Genomic DNA, 18071 nt, shown 5'->3' with positions numbered 1-18071 from the left:
AGCCTTATAGGCTCCAGACGGAATAGCCCTCCAGCCGGGGATTGGTTCGATCGATGGCTGCCTTCACGTCGACCACCACACCGCTTTCGCTGAGCAGATCGAGGACCTCGGCAGCGCCATCGGCCAGATAGGACTTGTGGGGAACGGCGAGGACGAGCGCGTCGAGCTTGCCGAAATCCTTCAGTTCGACCAGGCGGATGCCGTATTCCTCTTCGGCCTCCTGATGGCTGGCCATCGGGTCGTGCACCAGCGGCTCCAGGCCGAACTGATGCAGCTCGCGAATGATATCGGGCACGCGGCTGTTGCGCAGGTCGGGCACGTTTTCCTTGAAGGTCAGGCCGAAGATGCCGATGCGGGCGCCATTGATCGGCTTCTTCGCCGAGACCAGCATCTTGATGAGCTTCTGGGCGATGAAGGCGCCCATGCCGTCGTTGATGCGGCGGCCGGAAAGGATGACTTCCGGGTGGTAGCCGAGCTCTTCGGCCTTGGCTGTGAGATAATAGGGATCGACGCCGATGCAGTGGCCACCCACCAGGCCGGGGGTGAAGGGCAGGAAGTTCCATTTCGTCCGCGCCGCCTGCAGCACATCGGCCGTGCGGATGTCCATCTTCTCGAAAATGATCGAAAGCTCGTTCATCAGGGCGATATTGACGTCGCGCTGGGTGTTTTCGATCACCTTCGCGGCCTCGGCGACCTTGATGCTGGGGGCGCGATGGATGCCGGCCCGCACGACCGCGCCATAGATGGCGGCGATCCTCTCCAGCGTTTCCTCGTCGTCGCCGGCGACGACTTTCACGATGCGCTCGAAGGTGTGTTCCTTGTCGCCGGGGTTGATGCGCTCCGGCGAATAGCCGACATGGAAATCCTTGCCCTGCCGCAGACCGGAAACCTCGGCCAGTACGGGGCCGCAGACCTCTTCGGTGACGCCGGGATAGACGGTCGATTCATAAACGACGATCGAGCCCTTGCGCAGAACCTTGCCGACCGTGCGCGAGGCCGAAATCATCGGCCGCAGATCCGGCTGGCGGTTCCGGTCGATCGGCGTCGGCACGGCAACGATGAAGATGTCGCGGTCCCGCAGGTCCTCGATCTCGCTGCTGACGCGCAGGCCGCTCGATTTCAGGCGCTCGGCGGACACTTCGCGAGTGTCGTCCTCGCCCGCCTTCAGCGCGGCGACGCGGGAGGACTTGATGTCGAAACCGATCACATCATGGAATTTTTCGGCAAGTGCGATCGCGACTGGCAGGCCCACATAACCCAGGCCGATGACGGCAATTTTTTCGTTCAACACAATCTACCTCGAACAATCCACCTGAATTAGCCCGAATCCGCGGCGCGTGTCAGCGCCAATATTCGCGTTCGGGATCATTTCAGGTGCCGGTCGCATCAATGTGATGACCGGTCGATGTCTTTGCAACAGGTATGAACTAGGGGCATTGCCGCAGTTCATGGCGGCAATCTCGAACGGATGGGTAGGGTGCCTATCGAAACTTTCCGCTGCCAAACCTATTTATGAGGTGAGACTCATTCTATTCGAAAGCGTGGTTCGCAATGCGAAACAGCTATCTCAAACATCTGCGCACTAAGCGCGAGGAGCTCGAGGCCAAGCTCGAGCTGCATAGGGCCCGCTATTGTTTCGGCGACGGCGAGGTGGACGACGGCACCGAGGCGGAGCTCCGGCAACGCATCACGGAAATATCCGAGGAGATCGCCGGGCTTGAATCCCAGTGGGGCGAATAATTCGCCTGTTGCCGGACGCAGTTGCCGCTTTGCGGGGTCTGGCTGGTGTTCGGCGTTGCAAAAGACGGCAGGAAATCCTGCACGGGGCTTGTTTGCCAGTCCGCAAAGGGCGGATTGGCAAGAAGAGCCGTTGCGTCGGCGGATACGGGCGCGACGCAGGCCGAGAACGGCTGGCCGACCGCGCAGGCTCCGGCATCTATGAGGTCGTCGGTGGTGGCCTGGTCGGTCATCAGCCCGATCTTTGTCGCCTCGTCCCTCGGAATGAGCCGTATCGAGCTTGGTGCGGCGCTCATCGCCATGTCCAGGATCGACCGATCGATGCCCATTTCCTTGAAATAGGCAAGGATCTTCGATCGCAGCGATTTCGACAGCTTCGTACTGTCGTAAAGCCCGACGAAATTGCGGCTGATTTCCTGGCGGCTGATGATGTGCTTCCGGCCGTTAACGACCTGATATTTCATCCGGTAGAGTATCCGCTCCTGATCGTAGGTGGTCCTGACCTGATGCACCCCGACGATGCCGAAGGGGCTGATGACGCGCCTGACCCCGCCTGCCAGTATGAAAGGGCAGGCCGAGAGACATTCGGTGCCGGCGGAATAGGCTACGCCTTTCGCGCCGGCGCGCCAGCCTTCGCCGCAGAGCGGCTGGCCGCTTGGACAGGACCGCAGCCTGGTGCCGCCCACGGCGACGGACAGGCCGCGTTTCCGGATGATCTCACCCATTTCCATTGCAGCCGCGACGTTTCCGCCCCGCGAATTCACGATCACGGGCAGTTTCCTGTTGCCGATGCTGGCCAGAAGCTTGCGCAGGTCTCCCGGCGACCTCGCATCGATCATGCCTTCGGCCGCGATCCAGTCCATGCAGCCCTCGGGCCGGCAGTTCCCGCCGCCGGGGTCGGCATGGACGAGCATGAATTGCATCGGCGCTCCCGGCACTTGGGCCAACGCCGCCGCCGTCAATGCGCCAAGCGCCAGTCCCGCCGCGGCCGCGAGCCGACAGAGGTGCCCGACGCGACGCGCAAGATGCGAGAAATCCGCGAGAATCATGAACCGACACTCCCCAACATCCACCGAACAGAGAGCTAGCAAAACACAACTCCGTTAAGCAAGAGGATACAACCTGGGTCTGAGATACGCGCCGGTCCCTCGGCCGACTGGAGTAACGGCGTTTCGCCCCGCGGCCGCGCAAACATCTCGACATCGACGGCCGTTCTGCGCGATAAGGTCGGAGACGATAGACGTGAGCGAGGAACCGATGAAGCCGAGCCTGCCCACCCTTCTGAGCATCAATGGCGGCTATGTGGATACCGCCGGGTTTCTCGCCCTGCATGGCCTGTTCACGGCGCATGTCACCGGCAATTTCGTGACGCTCGGCGCAGCGTTGGCGCTGGGCACCTCGGGCGCCGTCGCCAAGCTTCTGGCACTGCCGGTTTTCTGCGTCGTCGTCATTTTCGCCCGCCTTCTCGGCGGCGATCTGACGCGGCGCAATCTGCCGACGCTGCAGATCATCCTGACACTGAAATTCGTGCTGCTCGTCGTTGCGGCGATCCTGGCCTTGCTCTTCGGCCCTTTCGCCGACGGCGACGGCTGGCAGGCGATCCTGACCGGCATGACGCTGATTGCCGCAATGGCCATCCAGACGACGGCGCATCGCATTCATCTCGGTTCGACGCCACCGACGACGATGATGACGGGAACGACGACGCAGATCATGATCGATATCGCCGACTTGCTGCGCGGCGCCAAGCCCGAGGAGAAAGCTGCGATGAAGACGCGGCTTGCCCGCATGGGGGCCGCCGTCGGCGGCTTTGCCCTGGGCTGCGGCGTGGCTGCCGCGCTTTTCCTGTTCGTCGGCATGGCCTGTTTCCTTCTGCCGCCGGTTCTCGCGCTCGCCGGAATTCTGATGCATGCCGCCAAGGCAGAGGCAAAGCCGGCTTAGCTTCTTCCTCTCCGTCCATTGCCGATACTGCCAATCTTGCTCCTTTCTCCAGCCTTGCAAGTCGGCTACAGCTCTCTAAGTGTACGCGTCGGATCGAGCCTGGTCCGAGGCGTCCGGGCGTCAAATTTCAGGGTTGAGAAGGGGTGGTCATGGCAGGAGAAACGGTGCTTGTGGTAGGCGGAGCCGGCTATATCGGTTCGCACACATGTCTGGATCTGGCGAACAAGGGGTTTCAGCCCGTCGTCTACGACAATTTCTCCAACGGCCATCGTGAGTTCGTCAAATGGGGTCCGGCGGAGGAAGGCGATATCCGCGATCGGGCACGCCTCGACGAGGTGCTGGCCAAGCACAAGCCTGCCGCCATCCTGCATTTCGCCGCGCTGATCGAGGTCGGCGAGTCGGTCAAGGATCCCGTCTCATTCTATGAAAACAACGTCATCGGCACGCTGACCCTGCTTTCGGCTGCCCAGGCGGCCGGCGTGAAGGCTTTCGTCTTTTCCTCCACCTGCGCGACCTATGGTTTGCCGCAGAGCGTGCCGCTCGACGAGAGCCATCAGCAGGTGCCGATCAACCCCTACGGCCGCACGAAATACATCGTCGAACAGGCGCTTGCCGATTACGACCAGTACAAGGGGCTGCGCTCCGTGGTGCTGCGTTACTTCAACGCCGCCGGCGCCGATTTCGAAGGGCGTATCGGCGAGTGGCATACGCCGGAAACCCACGCCATTCCGCTGGCGATCGAGGCGGCGCTGGGCCGCCGCCAGGGCTTCAAGGTCTTCGGCAGCGATTATGACACGCGCGACGGCACCTGCGTGCGCGATTACATCCATGTGCTCGATCTCGCCGACGCCCATGTCCGCGCGGTCGAATATCTACTTGATGGCGGCGAATCCGTCGCGCTCAATCTCGGCACCGGGACAGGCACGACGGTGAAGGAACTGCTCGGAACGATCGAAACCGTGTCGAAGCGGCCGTTCCCGGTCGAGTATGTCGGCCGCCGCGAGGGCGATTCGACGACGCTGGTCGCCAACAACGACAAGGCGCGCGATATTCTCGGCTGGTCGCCGCAATACGATCTGAGCCGCATCATCGAATCCGCGTGGAACTGGCATGCCAAATCCAACCAGCATTGAGCGCGCCTCCGGCGTTGGGGGCAAGCGCCCGAACGTCCTGTTGATCTCGGCCGATCAATGGCGGGGAGATTGTCTCTCCGCCGTCGGACACGCGTGCGTCAAGACGCCGAACGTCGATGCGCTGGCGCGGGAAGGCGTGCTGTTTCGGCGGCATTATGCCGGCACGGCACCGTGTTCGCCGGCGCGGGCGACGCTCTATACCGGCCTCTACCAGATGAACCACCGGGTTTGCCGCAACGGCTCGCCCTTGGATGCGCGTTTCGACAATGCCGCGCTTGCGGCGCGGCGGGCCGGCTATGATCCGACGCTGTTCGGCTACACGGATACGGCGCCCGACCCGCGCAGCCGGGATCCCCGCGACCCGCATCTGACGACCTATGAAGGCGTCTTGCCCGGCTTTACGGCGCGGCAGCTTCTGCCCGAGCACGAAAAGCAATGGCTATCCTGGCTGCGCTCGCGCGGCCATGCCGATGCCGTTAGCCGCGACATTCACATTCCGGTCGGTGCTGCGCCGGGCGAGATTTCCAGCAATGCGCCCGCTTATTCCAAGGACGAGACGCAGACGGCTTTTCTGGCCGGCGAATTCATCCGCTGGCTCGGCGAGCAGGATCAGTCCTGGTTTGCGCATGTATCCTTCCTGCGGCCGCATCCGCCCTTCTCCGTGCCGGAACCCTACAACCGCATGTTCTCGGCCGCCGACGGTCCGGCCTTTGCGCGCGCGGCCGACCGCGCGGCGGAAATGGCGCTGCATCCGCTGCTTGCCTTCGGCCTGCCGCTGATCGGCAAGGGCGGTTTCATGTATGGCGGCAAAGGCCCGATCAATGAGTGGACGTCGGAGGATTTTTCGGCGATCCGCGCCATCTATTACGGCATGATCGCCGAAGTCGACGCGCAGCTCGGCCGGATCTGGCAGGCGTTGAAGGATGCCGGCGCCTGGGACGACACGGTGATCGTCTTCACGTCGGACCATGCCGAGATGATGGGCGATCACTGGACGCTCGGCAAGGGCGGCTTCTTCGACGGCAGCTATCATGTCCCGCTCGTCATTCGCGATCCCGGCCAGCCTGCCACGCATGGCCGGCAGGTGGCGCATTTCACGAGTGCGGCGGATATTTTTCCAAGTCTGTGCGACCGGATTGGCATTGCCCCGAAAAACCATGTCGATGGCGAGAGCCTTCTGCCGTTCCTCTCCGGTTCCGAGCCGGAAAACTGGCGCGAGGCGGCCTTCTGGGAGTTCGATTTCCGGGATATCGCCGAGGGTATTCCCGAGCGGCATTTCGGCCTCAGGTCCAATGCCTGCAATCTGGCCGTCGTTCGCGACGAACATTTCAAATATGTTCATTGCGCCGGTCTGCCACCGCTGCTCTTCGATCTGGCGAAGGATCCGGCGGAGCTTTCCAACGTTGCCGACGACGGCGGCTATGCGGCGATCAGGCTTGCCTATGCCGAAAAGCTTCTTTCCCTTCGCGCCCGGCATCTGGACCAGACGCTCGCCTACACGGAGCTGACGGAAAAAGGGCCGGTTTCGCTCCGGCCCTGATCCTGCCTCAGGCGAACGATCCGAGATAGGTCATCTTGCCGACCGGCAGGCCACGGCTGCGCAGGATGGCGTGCGCCGTGGTGACGTGGAAGAAGAAATTCGGCAACGCGAATTTCGCCAGATAATCCTCGCCCGTGAACACGGTCTTGTTGCCGCCGGGCGACACCGTCACTTCCCGCGTTTCGGTGCCTTCCATCGTGGCCGGCGTAATCGTCGCCAGGAAATCCTGCGTTTTCTTCAGGCGCTCGCGCAACTCGGCGACGGTGGTTTCGTTGTCTTCGAAGCGCGGCGCTTCGATGCCGGTCAGCCGGACGATGGCGAGCTTCGCGCTGTCGGAGGCGCGTTGGAACTGGCCCGAGAGCGGCAGCATGTCGTCGATCAGGCGAGCGGAAACGAGTTCCTCGGGCGGGATACCCTTTTCTGCGGCATGGGCCTCGATCTTGTCGAGATAGGCCGAAAGGCTTTGGAGGCCGCGTTGAAAGACGGGGACCGAGAAACTGTACATCGAGGGCATGCGTGTTCTCCGTTGCAGGCCGCGGTGCGGCCGATTGTTCGCTGGCATTCTATTCCATTCCCATGTCGATGGAATGTCCATTCCATCGACATGGGCGCCCCTATGTGGCTCTATCCCGATTTCTTGCAGTAGTGGCGGCACGAAATCTCGCTTTTGCCGCTCCTGGCGGGGGGCCAGAATTTAGTGTTGACCTTTGCAGTGAAAAATGGAATGAATATTCCGCATAATGAATTTTACGGTTTGTTTGTTCCGTTTTTAATGTGGCCACCATGGGAGTGGCGGCCAAATTAATGAAAGGCCCTGCGGTTGAGACTGGGGGCTCCGGCATTCAGGAGGGGTGCGGCCGGGCACCGTATCTGGGAGGAAAACATGAAGAAATTTATCCTTGGCACTGCAATGGCGCTTCTGCTGTCGACCGCTGCCCACGCTCAAACCATCGGCGTTTCGATGGCCCTGTTCGACGACAACTTTCTGACCGTTCTGCGCAACGGCATGCAGGACTACGCAAAGGACAAGGGCGTGACGCTGCAGGTCGAAGACGCGCAGAACGACATCGCCAAGCAGCAGAGCCAGATCCAGAACTTCATTGCGTCCAAGGTCGATGCCATCATCGTGAACCCGGTCGATACCGACGCGACGGCTGCCATTTCCAAGCTGGCCGCCGAAGCCAAGATCCCGCTGGTCTACGTCAACCGCGAGCCGGCGAACGTCGACAGCCTTCCCGACAACCAGGCCTTCGTTGCCTCCAACGAGCAGGAATCCGGCACGCTGGAAGCCAAGGAAGTGTGCAGGCTGCTGGGTGGCAAGGGCAAGGCCGTCATCATGATGGGCGAGCTCTCCAACCAGGCTGCCCGCATGCGCACCAAGGACGTCCATGACGTGGTGGCGACCGACGAGTGCAAGGGCATCCAGATCGTGCAGGAGCAGACTGCAAACTGGCAGCGCACCCAGGGCTCCGACCTGATGACCAACTGGCTCTCCAGCGGCCTCGAATTCGATGCCGTGATCTCCAACAACGACGAAATGGCGATCGGCGCCATTCAGGCTCTGAAGGCTGCCGGCAAGCCTCTCGACAAGATCGTCGTCGCGGGCGTCGATGCGACGCAGGACGCGCTTGCCGCCATGCAGGCCGGCGACCTGAAGGTCACGGTGTTCCAGGATGCCGCCGGCCAGGGCAAGGGCGCAGTCGATGCCGCGCTCAAGCTCGCCAAGGGCGATAAGATCGAGAAGAAGGTCTACATCCCCTTCCAGCTCGTGACGCCGGCCAACGTCAAGGACTTCGTCAAGAAGAACTGATGACGCAATGCTCGACGGGTGCGGGCGTCTGATCCCGCACCCTTTGAAATCCGATCTGCCCGGGAGGGAAAAATGGTTGTGAGCCCATCCACCATGGCGGCGGTGCGCAGCAGCGGCGCCGTTCCCAATGCCGCCTATCTGCTGAGCGCGGAAGGCATCCGCAAGGAATTTCCGGGCGTTCTGGCCCTCGACGACGTTTCCTTCCGTCTGAAGCGCGGCACCGTGCATGCGCTGATGGGCGAAAACGGCGCGGGCAAGTCGACGCTGATGAAGATCCTTGCCGGCATCTATATCCCCGACCAGGGCGAGGTGCGCCTCAAGGGTGTCGAAATCCGGCTGAAGTCGCCGCTCGATGCCCTGGAAAACGGCATCGCGATGATCCATCAGGAACTTAACCTGATGCCGTTCATGACGGTTGCCGAGAACATCTGGATCCGGCGCGAACCGAAGAACCGTTTCGGCTTCGTCGACCACGCGGAAATGAGCCGCAAGACCGAAGAACTTTTCCGTCGCCTGAACATCTCCCTCGACCCGGAGATCCAGGTGCGCGAGCTTTCCGTCGCCAGCCGGCAGATGGTCGAAATCGCCAAGGCGGTGTCCTATAATTCCGACGTGCTGATCATGGACGAGCCGACCTCGGCCCTGACCGAGCGCGAGGTGGCGCATCTTTTCCAGATTATCCGCGACCTGCGCGCCCAGGGCATCGGCATCGTCTACATCACCCACAAGATGAACGAGCTGTTCGAGATCGCCGACGAGTTTTCGGTGTTCCGCGACGGCAAATACATCGGTACGCACGCCTCCACCGATGTGACCCGCGACGATATCATCCGCATGATGGTCGGCCGCGAGATTACGCAGATGTTTCCGAAGGAGGAGGTGCCGATCGGCGAAACCCTGCTCTCCGTCAAGGATCTCTGCCTCGACGGTGTCTTCTCCAATGTGTCCTTCGAGGTGAGGGCCGGCGAGATTCTCGGCGTTGCCGGGCTTGTGGGCTCGGGTCGATCCAATGTCGCCGAGACCATCTTCGGCGTTACGCCCGCCTCTTCCGGCACGATCGAGCTCTTCGGCAAGAAGACGGAAATCTCCTCGCCGGCGGCGGCGATCCGTCACGGCATGGCCTTCCTGACGGAAGACCGCAAGGATACGGGCTGTCTTCTCATCCTCAGCGTGCTTGAGAACATGCAGGTGGCCGTGCTGCACGACAAGTTCGTGCGCGGCGGCTTCGTGCAGGAAGGCGCCATCGAAGAGGCCTGCGAGGAAATGGCGAGGAAGTTGCGCGTCAAGACGCCGAACCTCGATGAGCGGATCGAAAACCTCTCCGGCGGCAATCAGCAGAAGGCGCTGATCGGCCGGTGGATGCTCACCAATCCACGCATTCTGATCCTGGACGAACCGACGCGCGGCATCGACGTCGGCGCCAAGGCGGAAATTCATCGTCTCGTCACCGAAATGGCGCGCAACGGCGTCGCCGTCATCATGATCTCGTCGGAAATGCCCGAGGTGCTCGGCATGAGCGACCGCATCATGGTGATGCATGAAGGGCGGGTCACGGGATTCCTGGATCGTGCGGACGCAACTCAAGTGAAGGTGATGGAGCTGGCCGCGCAGTGACGCCGCCAATCATCGCAAGGGAGGATTGAACCATGGTTACCAAAGTTGCGGAGACGGCGGTGCAGCCGCTGACACGTCCGAGACGCCGCCGTGTGCCGCCCGAACTCGGCATCTTCCTGGTGCTGATCGGCATCGCGCTCCTCTGTGAAGTCCTCGGCTGGATCTTCGTCGGGCAGAGCTTCCTGATGAACCTGCAGCGCCTGAAAATCATGATCCTGCAGGTCTCAGTCATCGGCATCATCTCGGTCGGCGTGACGCAGGTCATCATCACCGGCGGCATCGACCTGTCCTCGGGTTCCGTCGTCGGCCTGACGGCCATGGTCGCCGCGAGCTTCGCACAGTCGTCGACATGGGCGAGGGCCGTCTATCCGGCGCTGACCGACATGCCCTTCTTCGTGCCGATCGGCATCGGCCTGCTGATCGGCCTGGCCGCCGGCTACGTCAACGGCCAGTTGATCACAAAGACGAAGATCCCTCCCTTCATCGCCACGCTCGGGATGATGGTTTCGGCCCGCGGCCTGTCGAAACTCTACACCAAGGGGCAGCCGATCTCGGGCCTGACCGATCAGTTCAATTTCATCGGTTCGGGAATCTGGCCCGTCGTCGTCTTCCTCATCATCGCGGTCATCTTCCATGTCGTGCTGCGCTACACGCGCTACGGCAAGTTCACCTATGCGATCGGCGCCAATGTGCAGGCGGCGCGCGTTTCGGGCATCAATGTCGAGGCGCATCTGGTCAAGGTCTATGCAATTGCAGGGCTTCTGGCCGGTCTCGCCGGCATCATCACGGCGGCCCGCGTGCAGACGGCGCAGGCCGGCATGGGCGTCAACTACGAGCTGGACGCGATTGCGGCGGCCGTCATCGGGGGCACCTCGCTCACCGGCGGCGTCGGACGCATCGCCGGCACCGTGATCGGCACCGTGATCCTCGGGGTCATGATCTCCGGCTTCACCTTCCTCAACGTCGATGCCTACTATCAGGAAATCGCCAAGGGTTTCATCATCGTCGCCGCCGTCGCCATCGACGTCTACCGCCAGAAGAAGCGGGCCAAGCGCTGAAACGCCCGAGCATCGTCAGCGATACAGACCACATTCCAGAGGCGGGGTTTGGCCCCGCCTTTTCCGTTTGAATATGCCATTCCATGCAAATGCAAATTTTTTTCATTTGGGTATGGCGAATTCCGCCAGCTTTTCTATTGTTGCCGCTTTCCATTCGCTCTCCCGAGCGCTTCATCCAGGATAGACGATGCAATCCGTATTCGATGGTCATAACGACGTTCTCCTGAGGCTCTGGCATCACGCGCGTGACGGCGCCGACCCGATCGCCGAATTCAGGGACGGGACGTCAAGCGGCCATATCGATGCGCCGCGCGCGAAGGCGGGCGGGCTGGCCGGCGGGCTCTGCGCCATCTACATCCCGTCAGGCGATCTCGTCTTTGCCGATCCGGACAGCAATGGTCACTATGCCACGCCGCTCGCGGCCCCGCTGGAGCGCGCTCCGTCGCTCGACATCGCGCTTGACATGGCGGCGATCGCGCTGCGGCTCGACCGTGCCGGCGCCTGGAAGCTCTGCCGCTCCACCGCTGATATCCGCGACAGCATCGAAAAGGGTATCTTCGCCGCCGTGATGCATATGGAAGGCTGCGAAGCGATCGATGCCGATCTCATCGCGCTCGAAACCTTTTACGCCGCCGGCTTGCGCTCGCTCGGCCCCGTCTGGAGCCGGAACAACGTCTTTGCCCATGGCGTGCCCTTTGCCTTTCCGAGCTCGCCCGACACGGGACCGGGTCTGACGGAGGCCGGCTTCGCGCTGGTGCGGGAATGCAACCGGCTCGGTATCGTCGTCGATCTCGCCCACATCACCGAAAAGGGCTTCTGGGACGTGGCCAAGACCTCGGACCAGCCGCTGGTGGCCAGCCACTCCAACGCGCACGCGCTGACGCCCGTTGCGCGCAACCTCACCGACAAGCAGCTCGACGCCATCAAGGAGAGCCACGGCATCGTCGGCCTCAACTATGCGACGGCGATGCTGCGCGAGGACGCCCGTTCGGATGCCGATACGCCGCTCGAGGCGATGGTGCGGCATGTGGACTATCTGGTCGGTCGCGTCGGCATCGATTGCGTCGGCCTTGGATCGGACTTCGACGGCGCGACGATTCCGGAGGAAATCGGCGATGCGGCAGGCAATCAAAACCTGATTGCCGCCCTTCGGAACGTTGGCTATGGTGAAGCCGATCTTGTAAAGCTGTGCAGGGAGAACTGGCTTCGCGTCCTCGCGTCCGCTTGGAAGGAAGGCAGCCGATCAAGTGCGTCCTGATATTGCGTAAAGTTTACTAAGAGGGGAATGAAAACAATGATGATTACCAAGATGAACCGCGGTTTCCGCGCGCTTTCCGCCGGCGCGGCTCTCTCGCTTCTGCTGATGGCGGCGCCCAACGCATATGCTGCGACGCCCAAGGATACGCTGGTCGAAGGCTTTGCATTCGACGACATCCTGAGCATGGACCCCGCCGAGGCCTATGAGCTGTCGGCTGCGGAAATCACCGGCAACACCTACAGCCTGCTCGTTCGCCTCGACATCGACGACACGTCCAAGATCAAGGGCGATATTGCCGAGAGCTGGTCGGTGTCCGACGATCACCTGACCTATACGTTCAAGCTGAAGCCCGGCTTGAAGTTTGCCTCCGGCAACCCGATCACCGCCGATGACGTCGCATGGTCCTTCGAGCGCGTCGTCAAGCTCGACAAGAGCCCGGCCTTCATTCTCACCCAGTTCGGCCTCAACGGCGACAACGTGACGGAAAAGGCCAAGGCGACCGATCCGAACACCTTCAGCTTCACCGTCGACAAGCCCTACGCGCCAAGCTTCGTGCTGAACTGCCTGACGGCGACCGTCGCCGAAGTGGTCGACAAGAAGCTGGTCCTGCAGCATGTGAAGCCGGTGACGCCCTCCGCCGACTACAAATACGACAACGACTTCGGCAATGCCTATCTGAAGACCGGTTTTGCCGGTTCCGGCCCGTTCAAGCTGCGCGAATGGCGCGCCAACGAAGCCGTCGTGCTGGAGCGCAACGACAACTACTACGGCGACAAGGCGAAGCTGAACCGCGTCATCTATCGCTTCATGAAGGAAAGCTCCGCACAGCGCCTGGCGCTTGAGAACGGCGATATCGACATTGCCCGCAATCTCTCGCCGACCGACCTTGAGGCCGTCGAAAAGAACCCGCAGCTCGCTTCCACCAGCGCGCCGAAGGGCACGATCTACTACATGAGCCTCAACCAGAAGAACGCCAATCTTGCCAAGCCGGAAGTGCAGCAGGCATTCAAGTACCTGGTCGACTACGACGCCATCGGCAAGACCCTGATCAAGGGCATCGGCGAGATCCACCAGACTTTCGAACCGAAGGGCATGCTCGGCTCGCTGGATGAAAATCCGTTCAAGCTCGACGTCGCCAAGGCCAAGGAACTGCTCGCCAAGGCAGGTCTGCCCGATGGGTTCTCGATTACCATGGACGTGCGCAGCATCGAGCCGGATACGGGCATTGCGACCGCGATCCAGCAGACGCTCGGCCAGGCCGGCATCAAGGTGGAGATCATCCCCGGCGACGGCAAGCAGAAGCTGACCAAGTACCGCGCCCGCAACCACGACATCTATTTCGGCAACTGGGGCCCGGATTATTGGGATCCCCATTCCAACGCCGATACGTTCACGACCAACGACGACAATTCCGACACCAGCACCAACAAGACGCTCGTCTGGCGCAACACCTGGACCTCGCCTGAGCTGGAAAAGGAAGCCAAGGCGGCCCTGTTCGAGGGCGATGCGGTCAAGCGCGGCGCCATGTATCAGGAAATCCAGAAGAAGTTCCTGGACGCAAGCCCGTTCATCATTCTCTATCAGCAGACGGAAGTTGCCGGCTATCGCAAGGACTTGAAGGACTTCAAGCTTGGCCCGAGCTTCGACAACAACTTCGTCTGGCCGATCTCCAAGTGATGATCCGGTAGGATTGGTCTTTTGAGCACAGTTGAACGGAAAATGCAGGTGCGGCCCAAGAAGGGCCGTGCCGCTCCTTTTCTTATGGGACTGCTGCGATTCCTCGTCGTGGCAGTCACCACCTATCTCGGCCTTCTGGCCGTCACCTTCTTCATCGGACGCGTCATTCCGATCGATCCGGCGTTGGCGATCGCCGGCGATCACGCGCCGACGCAGGTATTGGAACGTCTGCGGCGCGAGATGCACCTCGACCAGCCGCTCTATCTGCAGTTCTACTATTATCTGCTGAGCGCCCTGAGCGGCGATTTCGGCATTTCGGTGCTGACGACCAACCCGGTCATGGATGACATCAAGCGCGTCTTTCCCGCGACGATGGAGCTTGCCACCGTCGGCACGATCATCGGCGCCGTGTTCGGCGTTCCCTTCGGTGTTCTTGCCGCCGTCCGCCGCAACAGCTTCATCGACCAGATCGTCCGTGTCGTCGGCCTCGTCGGCTATTCCGTGCCGGTTTTCTGGTTGGCGATGGTTTCGCTCGTCATCTTTTATGCGAAGCTGAACTGGGTGGCCTATCCCGGCCGCATCGATATCGCTTTCGAATATACCTTCACGCCGATCACGGGCTTCTTCCTGCTCGACAGCGTGCTGCAGGGCCAGTGGGATGTCTTCTGGGACGTCTTCCGCCACATCATCCTGCCGGCCTCGCTGCTCGGCTATTTCTCGCTCGCCTATATCAGCCGCATGACGCGCAGCTTCATGCTGAACGAGCTGGGGCAGGAATATATCGTCGCGGCCCGCGCCAAGGGGCTTTCGGAGACGAGGGTGATCTGGGGCCATGCCCTGCGCAGCGCCGCCGTGCCGCTGATCACGGTGATCGCGCTCTCCTATGCCGGTCTGCTTGAAGGCTCCGTGCTGACGGAAATCGTGTTCTCCTGGCCGGGCATCGGCTTCTATATCACCAGCTCGCTGCGCAATGCCGACATGAACGCCGTTCTCGGCGGCACCATCGTCGTCGGCACGGTTTTCATCGGCATCAATCTCATTTCCGATCTTCTGTATCGGACCCTCGACCCAAGGACCCGACGTAAATGACGGCTGAGACCACCCAACCCGGCTGGCGTGACTGGCTGCTGTCAGACCGACCGCAGTCGCGCCGGCAGGCCAGACTGGGGCGTGCCTACGTCACCTGGCGGCAGTTCTCCGCCAATCGCCTGGCTGTCATCGGGCTTTTGATCATCGTCGCGCTCGTGCTCGTGGCGGCGCTGGCCGATGTCATCGCGCCGCATTCGCCTGTCATCGGCGACCTGACCAACGCCTATCTGAAGCCGCCCGGCACGCCGGGCTACCTTCTCGGCACCGACGACCTCGGGCGCGATATCCTGTCCCGCCTCATCTACGGTTCGCGCTGGACGCTCTACATCGTCGTGCTGGTGGCGATCATATCGGCGCCGATCGGGCTGATCATCGGCATGGTGTCCGGGTACCTCGGCGGCTGGACCGATACGATCCTGATGCGCGTCACCGACATCTTCCTGGCCTTTCCGAAGCTGGTGCTGGCGCTTGCCTTTGCCGGCGCGCTGGGGGCCGGCATCGAAAACGCCATCATCGCCATCGCCGTCACCTCCTGGCCGCCCTATGCGCGCCTGGCGCGGGCCGAGACGATGACGGTGCGGCGTTCGGACTATATCGCCGCCGTGCAGCTCATGGGCGCGTCTTCGCTGCGGATCATCTTCCGTCATGTCATGCCGCTCTGCATCTCCTCGGTGATCGTGCGTGTCACGCTCGACATGGCGGGCGTGATCCTGACGGCCGCCGGCCTCGGCTTCCTGGGGCTCGGCGCGCAGCCGCCGCTGCCCGAATGGGGCGTGATGATCGCGACCGGCTTCAAATACTATCTCGACCAGTGGTGGGTGGCGGCCATGCCCGGCATCGCGATCCTCGTCGTCAGCCTCGGTTTCAACCTGCTCGGCGACGGCCTGCGCGATGCGCTCGATCCGAAGGAGAGCGGGCAATGACGACGCTTTTGACCGTGGAGAACCTCAAGGTTCGCTATCCGACGCGCACGGGCGTCATCGATGCCGTGCGCGGCGTGTCGTTCACGCTCGGCCGCGAACGGCTGGGCATCGTCGGCGAAAGCGGTTCCGGCAAGTCGCAGACCGGCCGCGCCATCATGGGCCTGACGCCGCCGCATGGCATCGTCACGGCCGACCGGCTTGATTTCAGCGGCATCGATCTGCTGTCGACCTCGGCCAGGGAACGCCGGTCGCTGCGCGGCAAGCGCATCGCCATGGTGCTGCAGGATCCGAAATACTCGCTCGATCCCGTCATGCCCATCGGCCGGCAGATCACCGAGACGCTGCGCACGCATGAGAAGGTCGGCAGGGCGGAGGCGCGCGAACGTGCTTTGGCCATGCTGGAGGCCGTGCAGATCCGCGATCCCGGCCGTGTCTACGACCTGCACCCGCACGAGGTTTCCGGCGGCATGGGCCAGCGCGTGATGATCGCGATGATGCTGATCGCCGGGCCTGAGCTGCTGATCGCCGACGAGCCGACATCGGCGCTCGACGTCACGGTCCAGCTCGATGTGCTCAAGATCATGGACAAGCTCGTTTCGGAGCGCGGCATGGGGTTGATTTTCGTATCGCACGATCTGCGGCTGGTTTCGTCCTTCTGCGATCGCGTGATCGTCATGTATGCAGGCAAGGTGGTGGAAGAGCTCAAGGCTTCCGAATTGAACAATGCCCAGCATCCGTATACGCGCGGCCTGCTGAATTGCATGCCTGTCGTCGGCGAGAACCGGCATCCGCTGCCGGTGCTCGACCGCAAGCCGGAGTGGGCGGCATGACGACAGCACTTGCAGTTCATGGCCTCAGCGTCGTCTATGACGGCTATTATGCGCTCGATGCCGTCGGCGTCGACGTGGACAAGGGAGAGTCCTTCGGCCTGGTCGGCGAGTCCGGCTCCGGCAAGTCGACGCTGCTGCGCGCCGTGGCGGGTCTGGCGCCCGTTACCGACGGCACCATCCGCGTCGGTGGCGAGCAGTTGAAGGGAGCAAGACGCAGCAAGGCCTTCTATCGGCAGGTGCAGATGGTGTTTCAGGATCCTTACGGTTCCCTGCACCCGCGTCAGACGATCGACCGGCTGCTGCTGGAGCCGCTGGCGATCCACGGCATCGGCGACACCGAGACGCGCATTGCCCGTGCGCTCGATGAAGTCGGCCTCGGCACCGGTTTCCGCTTCCGCTATCCGCACCAGCTTTCCGGCGGCCAGCGCCAGCGCGTCGCCATTGCCCGTGCGCTGATCGTCGAGCCGTCCATCCTGCTGCTCGATGAACCGACCTCGGCACTCGATGCCTCCGTGCAGGCCGAGGTGCTCAACCTGCTCGAACAGGTGCGCAAGGACCGCAATCTGACCTTCGTGATGGTGAGCCACGATCTCGGCGTCGTCACCCATATGTGCGAGCGTCTGGCCGTCATGCGCAACGGCGCAGTCGTCGAGAGACTGACGGCGAGGGAGCTCGCGGCGGGCGACGTCAAGGAAGATTACACACGCAATCTCATGGTTGCCAGCAAGGGGTTCGTCCGCGCCTGAGCGGACGACTTTTGCGCTCCCGGCCCGTTAACGAATGGGCCGGCTAAACACGACCAATCGTATAGACTATTGACACCTGCCGCAATTCTGTCATGATCTCGTTAATGGCAGTTAACTTTCGTGATCCCGATCATGGGTCACACGCGAGTGGAGGCAGGCATGTTTTTCATGGGTGGCATGACCATGGGCTATCTTCATCCGCCGGTTCCGGCGAAGCAGGAAGGTGCACGGTCCGCCTCTCTTTCCGAAGACAATTGCCGCCGCCAGGCCGGGCCTGCCGAAGAGCAGACGGCCGATACCAGCGCCATCGAGCGCAGCTTGATTTGGGCCCGCCGCATTCTCTGCTGAATTGGCATTGCCGATCTTTCGGGTCCCCGAAATCCAGTGGTTTAATTTTTCTCAGGTCGCGTTCTGGACGGAAATTCATCTCTACCTAATTGATAGGAAATGTATGAATATCCGTCTTGGGCTTGGCCCGCGAAATACATAAGAAACGAACGGAGGCAACACATGGCGAATTTGGGTATTTCGAATACGCATGTGAATCAGTTCGATGGTTCCAAGCGTGCCGCCAAGACGCGGCACAAGATACAGACCGCGGTTCACGTCGCTCTGTTTTCGGCTGCATTCCTGTTCGTTGCGGCCATTGTTTGCGGCATCGTTGTCTGAAAACGATGTTTTGCGGGGCGGCATCCCGTGCCGCCGCTGATCGCTT

17 protein-coding genes are annotated in these 18071 nt (G+C 61.9%); 15 read left to right on the top strand and 2 right to left on the bottom strand.

The annotated features are described in order from the left end of the window. Nucleotides 1-4: 4 nt before the first annotated feature. Nucleotides 5-1291, bottom strand: a complete 1287-nt coding sequence (locus GR212_RS14585) for a nucleotide sugar dehydrogenase (RefSeq protein WP_163987280.1) — start codon at nucleotides 1289-1291, stop codon at nucleotides 5-7. A gap of 260 nt (nucleotides 1292-1551) precedes the next feature. Here GR212_RS14585 and GR212_RS37065 point away from each other — a divergent pair, with 260 nt between their 5' ends. From GR212_RS37065 to GR212_RS14565, 4 genes are all read left to right on the top strand, one after another. Beyond that, the gene (locus GR212_RS37065) at nucleotides 1552-1740 is read left to right on the top strand and encodes a hypothetical protein (protein ID WP_246725756.1); all 189 of its coding nucleotides are present in this window, start codon (nucleotides 1552-1554) and stop codon (nucleotides 1738-1740) included. Between the two features lie 1254 nt (nucleotides 1741-2994). Continuing rightward, entirely contained in the window at nucleotides 2995-3678 is a 684-nt protein-coding gene (locus GR212_RS14575; protein WP_163987373.1) for a YoaK family protein, read from the top strand. Nucleotides 3679-3827: 149 nt separating this feature from the next. Next, on the top strand, nucleotides 3828-4811 hold the full coding sequence (gene galE / locus GR212_RS14570) for a UDP-glucose 4-epimerase GalE (protein ID WP_163987278.1): 984 nt from the start codon (nucleotides 3828-3830) through the stop codon (nucleotides 4809-4811). Next, entirely contained in the window at nucleotides 4789-6351 is a 1563-nt protein-coding gene (locus GR212_RS14565; RefSeq protein WP_163987277.1) for an alkaline phosphatase family protein, read from the top strand. The genes galE and GR212_RS14565 overlap by 23 nt, the downstream gene beginning before the upstream one ends. A 7-nt stretch (nucleotides 6352-6358) precedes the next feature. On the opposite strand, the gene GR212_RS14560 is transcribed toward GR212_RS14565, so the two are convergent. Continuing rightward, nucleotides 6359-6865 (bottom strand): DUF1993 domain-containing protein, encoded by a 507-nt coding sequence (locus GR212_RS14560; protein WP_163987276.1) that lies wholly within the window; start codon nucleotides 6863-6865, stop codon nucleotides 6359-6361. Between the two features lie 369 nt (nucleotides 6866-7234). On the opposite strand from GR212_RS14560, the gene GR212_RS14555 reads away from it, so the two are divergent. From GR212_RS14555 to GR212_RS36830, 11 genes are all read left to right on the top strand, one after another. Next, a complete protein-coding gene (locus tag GR212_RS14555) occupies nucleotides 7235-8161 on the top strand; it encodes a sugar ABC transporter substrate-binding protein (protein WP_163987275.1) in 927 nt (308 codons plus the stop codon). Nucleotides 8162-8233: 72 nt separating this feature from the next. Continuing rightward, the gene (locus GR212_RS14550) at nucleotides 8234-9775 is read left to right on the top strand and encodes a sugar ABC transporter ATP-binding protein (RefSeq protein WP_163987274.1); all 1542 of its coding nucleotides are present in this window, start codon (nucleotides 8234-8236) and stop codon (nucleotides 9773-9775) included. 32 nt (nucleotides 9776-9807) lie between these two features. After that, complete coding sequence (locus GR212_RS14545) at nucleotides 9808-10833, top strand: ABC transporter permease (protein ID WP_163987273.1); 1026 nt, start codon at nucleotides 9808-9810, stop codon at nucleotides 10831-10833. A 187-nt stretch (nucleotides 10834-11020) separates the two neighbouring features. Continuing rightward, nucleotides 11021-12091, top strand: a complete 1071-nt coding sequence (locus GR212_RS14540) for a dipeptidase (protein WP_163987272.1) — start codon at nucleotides 11021-11023, stop codon at nucleotides 12089-12091. A gap of 36 nt (nucleotides 12092-12127) precedes the next feature. Continuing rightward, complete coding sequence (locus GR212_RS14535; RefSeq protein WP_163987271.1) at nucleotides 12128-13768, top strand: ABC transporter substrate-binding protein; 1641 nt, start codon at nucleotides 12128-12130, stop codon at nucleotides 13766-13768. A 21-nt stretch (nucleotides 13769-13789) separates the two neighbouring features. Continuing rightward, nucleotides 13790-14857, top strand: a complete 1068-nt coding sequence (locus GR212_RS14530; RefSeq protein WP_163987270.1) for an ABC transporter permease — start codon at nucleotides 13790-13792, stop codon at nucleotides 14855-14857. Then, nucleotides 14854-15780 (top strand): ABC transporter permease, encoded by a 927-nt coding sequence (locus GR212_RS14525; protein ID WP_163987269.1) that lies wholly within the window; start codon nucleotides 14854-14856, stop codon nucleotides 15778-15780. The genes GR212_RS14530 and GR212_RS14525 overlap by 4 nt, the downstream gene beginning before the upstream one ends. After that, on the top strand, nucleotides 15777-16610 hold the full coding sequence (locus GR212_RS14520) for an ABC transporter ATP-binding protein (RefSeq protein ID WP_163987268.1): 834 nt from the start codon (nucleotides 15777-15779) through the stop codon (nucleotides 16608-16610). Before GR212_RS14525 ends, GR212_RS14520 begins: the two co-directional genes overlap by 4 nt. Next, entirely contained in the window at nucleotides 16607-17356 is a 750-nt protein-coding gene (locus GR212_RS14515) for an ABC transporter ATP-binding protein (protein WP_163987267.1), read from the top strand. The genes GR212_RS14520 and GR212_RS14515 overlap by 4 nt, the downstream gene beginning before the upstream one ends. Nucleotides 17357-17515: 159 nt before the next feature. Beyond that, complete coding sequence (locus tag GR212_RS14510) at nucleotides 17516-17704, top strand: hypothetical protein (protein WP_163987266.1); 189 nt, start codon at nucleotides 17516-17518, stop codon at nucleotides 17702-17704. Between the two features lie 162 nt (nucleotides 17705-17866). Further along, entirely contained in the window at nucleotides 17867-18025 is a 159-nt protein-coding gene (locus GR212_RS36830) for a hypothetical protein (RefSeq protein WP_204326577.1), read from the top strand. Nucleotides 18026-18071 lie beyond the last annotated feature (46 nt).

The organism is Martinezella lusitana (assembly GCF_010668395.1).
GTDB classification, from domain to species: domain Bacteria; phylum Pseudomonadota; class Alphaproteobacteria; order Rhizobiales; family Rhizobiaceae; genus Rhizobium; species Rhizobium lusitanum_A.
This window is presented reverse-complemented; position numbering and strand designations above follow the sequence as displayed.

Bases quoted from the DNA above. Each gene is read 5' to 3' on its own strand.
- GR212_RS14555 (WP_163987275.1), top strand. From the start codon at position 7,235: ATGAAGAAATTTATCCTTGGCACTGCAATGGCGCTTCTGCTGTCGACC.
- GR212_RS14520 (WP_163987268.1), top strand. From the start codon at position 15,777: ATGACGACGCTTTTGACCGTGGAGAACCTCAAGGTTCGCTATCCGACG.
- GR212_RS14550 (WP_163987274.1), top strand. From the start codon at position 8,234: ATGGTTGTGAGCCCATCCACCATGGCGGCGGTGCGCAGCAGCGGCGCC.
- GR212_RS14560 (WP_163987276.1), bottom strand. From the start codon at position 6,865: ATGCCCTCGATGTACAGTTTCTCGGTCCCCGTCTTTCAACGCGGCCTC.
- GR212_RS36830 (WP_204326577.1), top strand. From the start codon at position 17,867: ATGGCGAATTTGGGTATTTCGAATACGCATGTGAATCAGTTCGATGGT.
- GR212_RS14525 (WP_163987269.1), top strand. From the start codon at position 14,854: ATGACGGCTGAGACCACCCAACCCGGCTGGCGTGACTGGCTGCTGTCA.
- GR212_RS14565 (WP_163987277.1), top strand. From the start codon at position 4,789: ATGCCAAATCCAACCAGCATTGAGCGCGCCTCCGGCGTTGGGGGCAAG.
- GR212_RS14575 (WP_163987373.1), top strand. From the start codon at position 2,995: ATGAAGCCGAGCCTGCCCACCCTTCTGAGCATCAATGGCGGCTATGTG.
- GR212_RS14515 (WP_163987267.1), top strand. From the start codon at position 16,607: ATGACGACAGCACTTGCAGTTCATGGCCTCAGCGTCGTCTATGACGGC.
- GR212_RS14540 (WP_163987272.1), top strand. From the start codon at position 11,021: ATGCAATCCGTATTCGATGGTCATAACGACGTTCTCCTGAGGCTCTGG.
- GR212_RS14535 (WP_163987271.1), top strand. From the start codon at position 12,128: ATGATGATTACCAAGATGAACCGCGGTTTCCGCGCGCTTTCCGCCGGC.
- GR212_RS14545 (WP_163987273.1), top strand. From the start codon at position 9,808: ATGGTTACCAAAGTTGCGGAGACGGCGGTGCAGCCGCTGACACGTCCG.
- GR212_RS37065 (WP_246725756.1), top strand. From the start codon at position 1,552: ATGCGAAACAGCTATCTCAAACATCTGCGCACTAAGCGCGAGGAGCTC.
- GR212_RS14510 (WP_163987266.1), top strand. From the start codon at position 17,516: ATGTTTTTCATGGGTGGCATGACCATGGGCTATCTTCATCCGCCGGTT.
- galE (WP_163987278.1), top strand. From the start codon at position 3,828: ATGGCAGGAGAAACGGTGCTTGTGGTAGGCGGAGCCGGCTATATCGGT.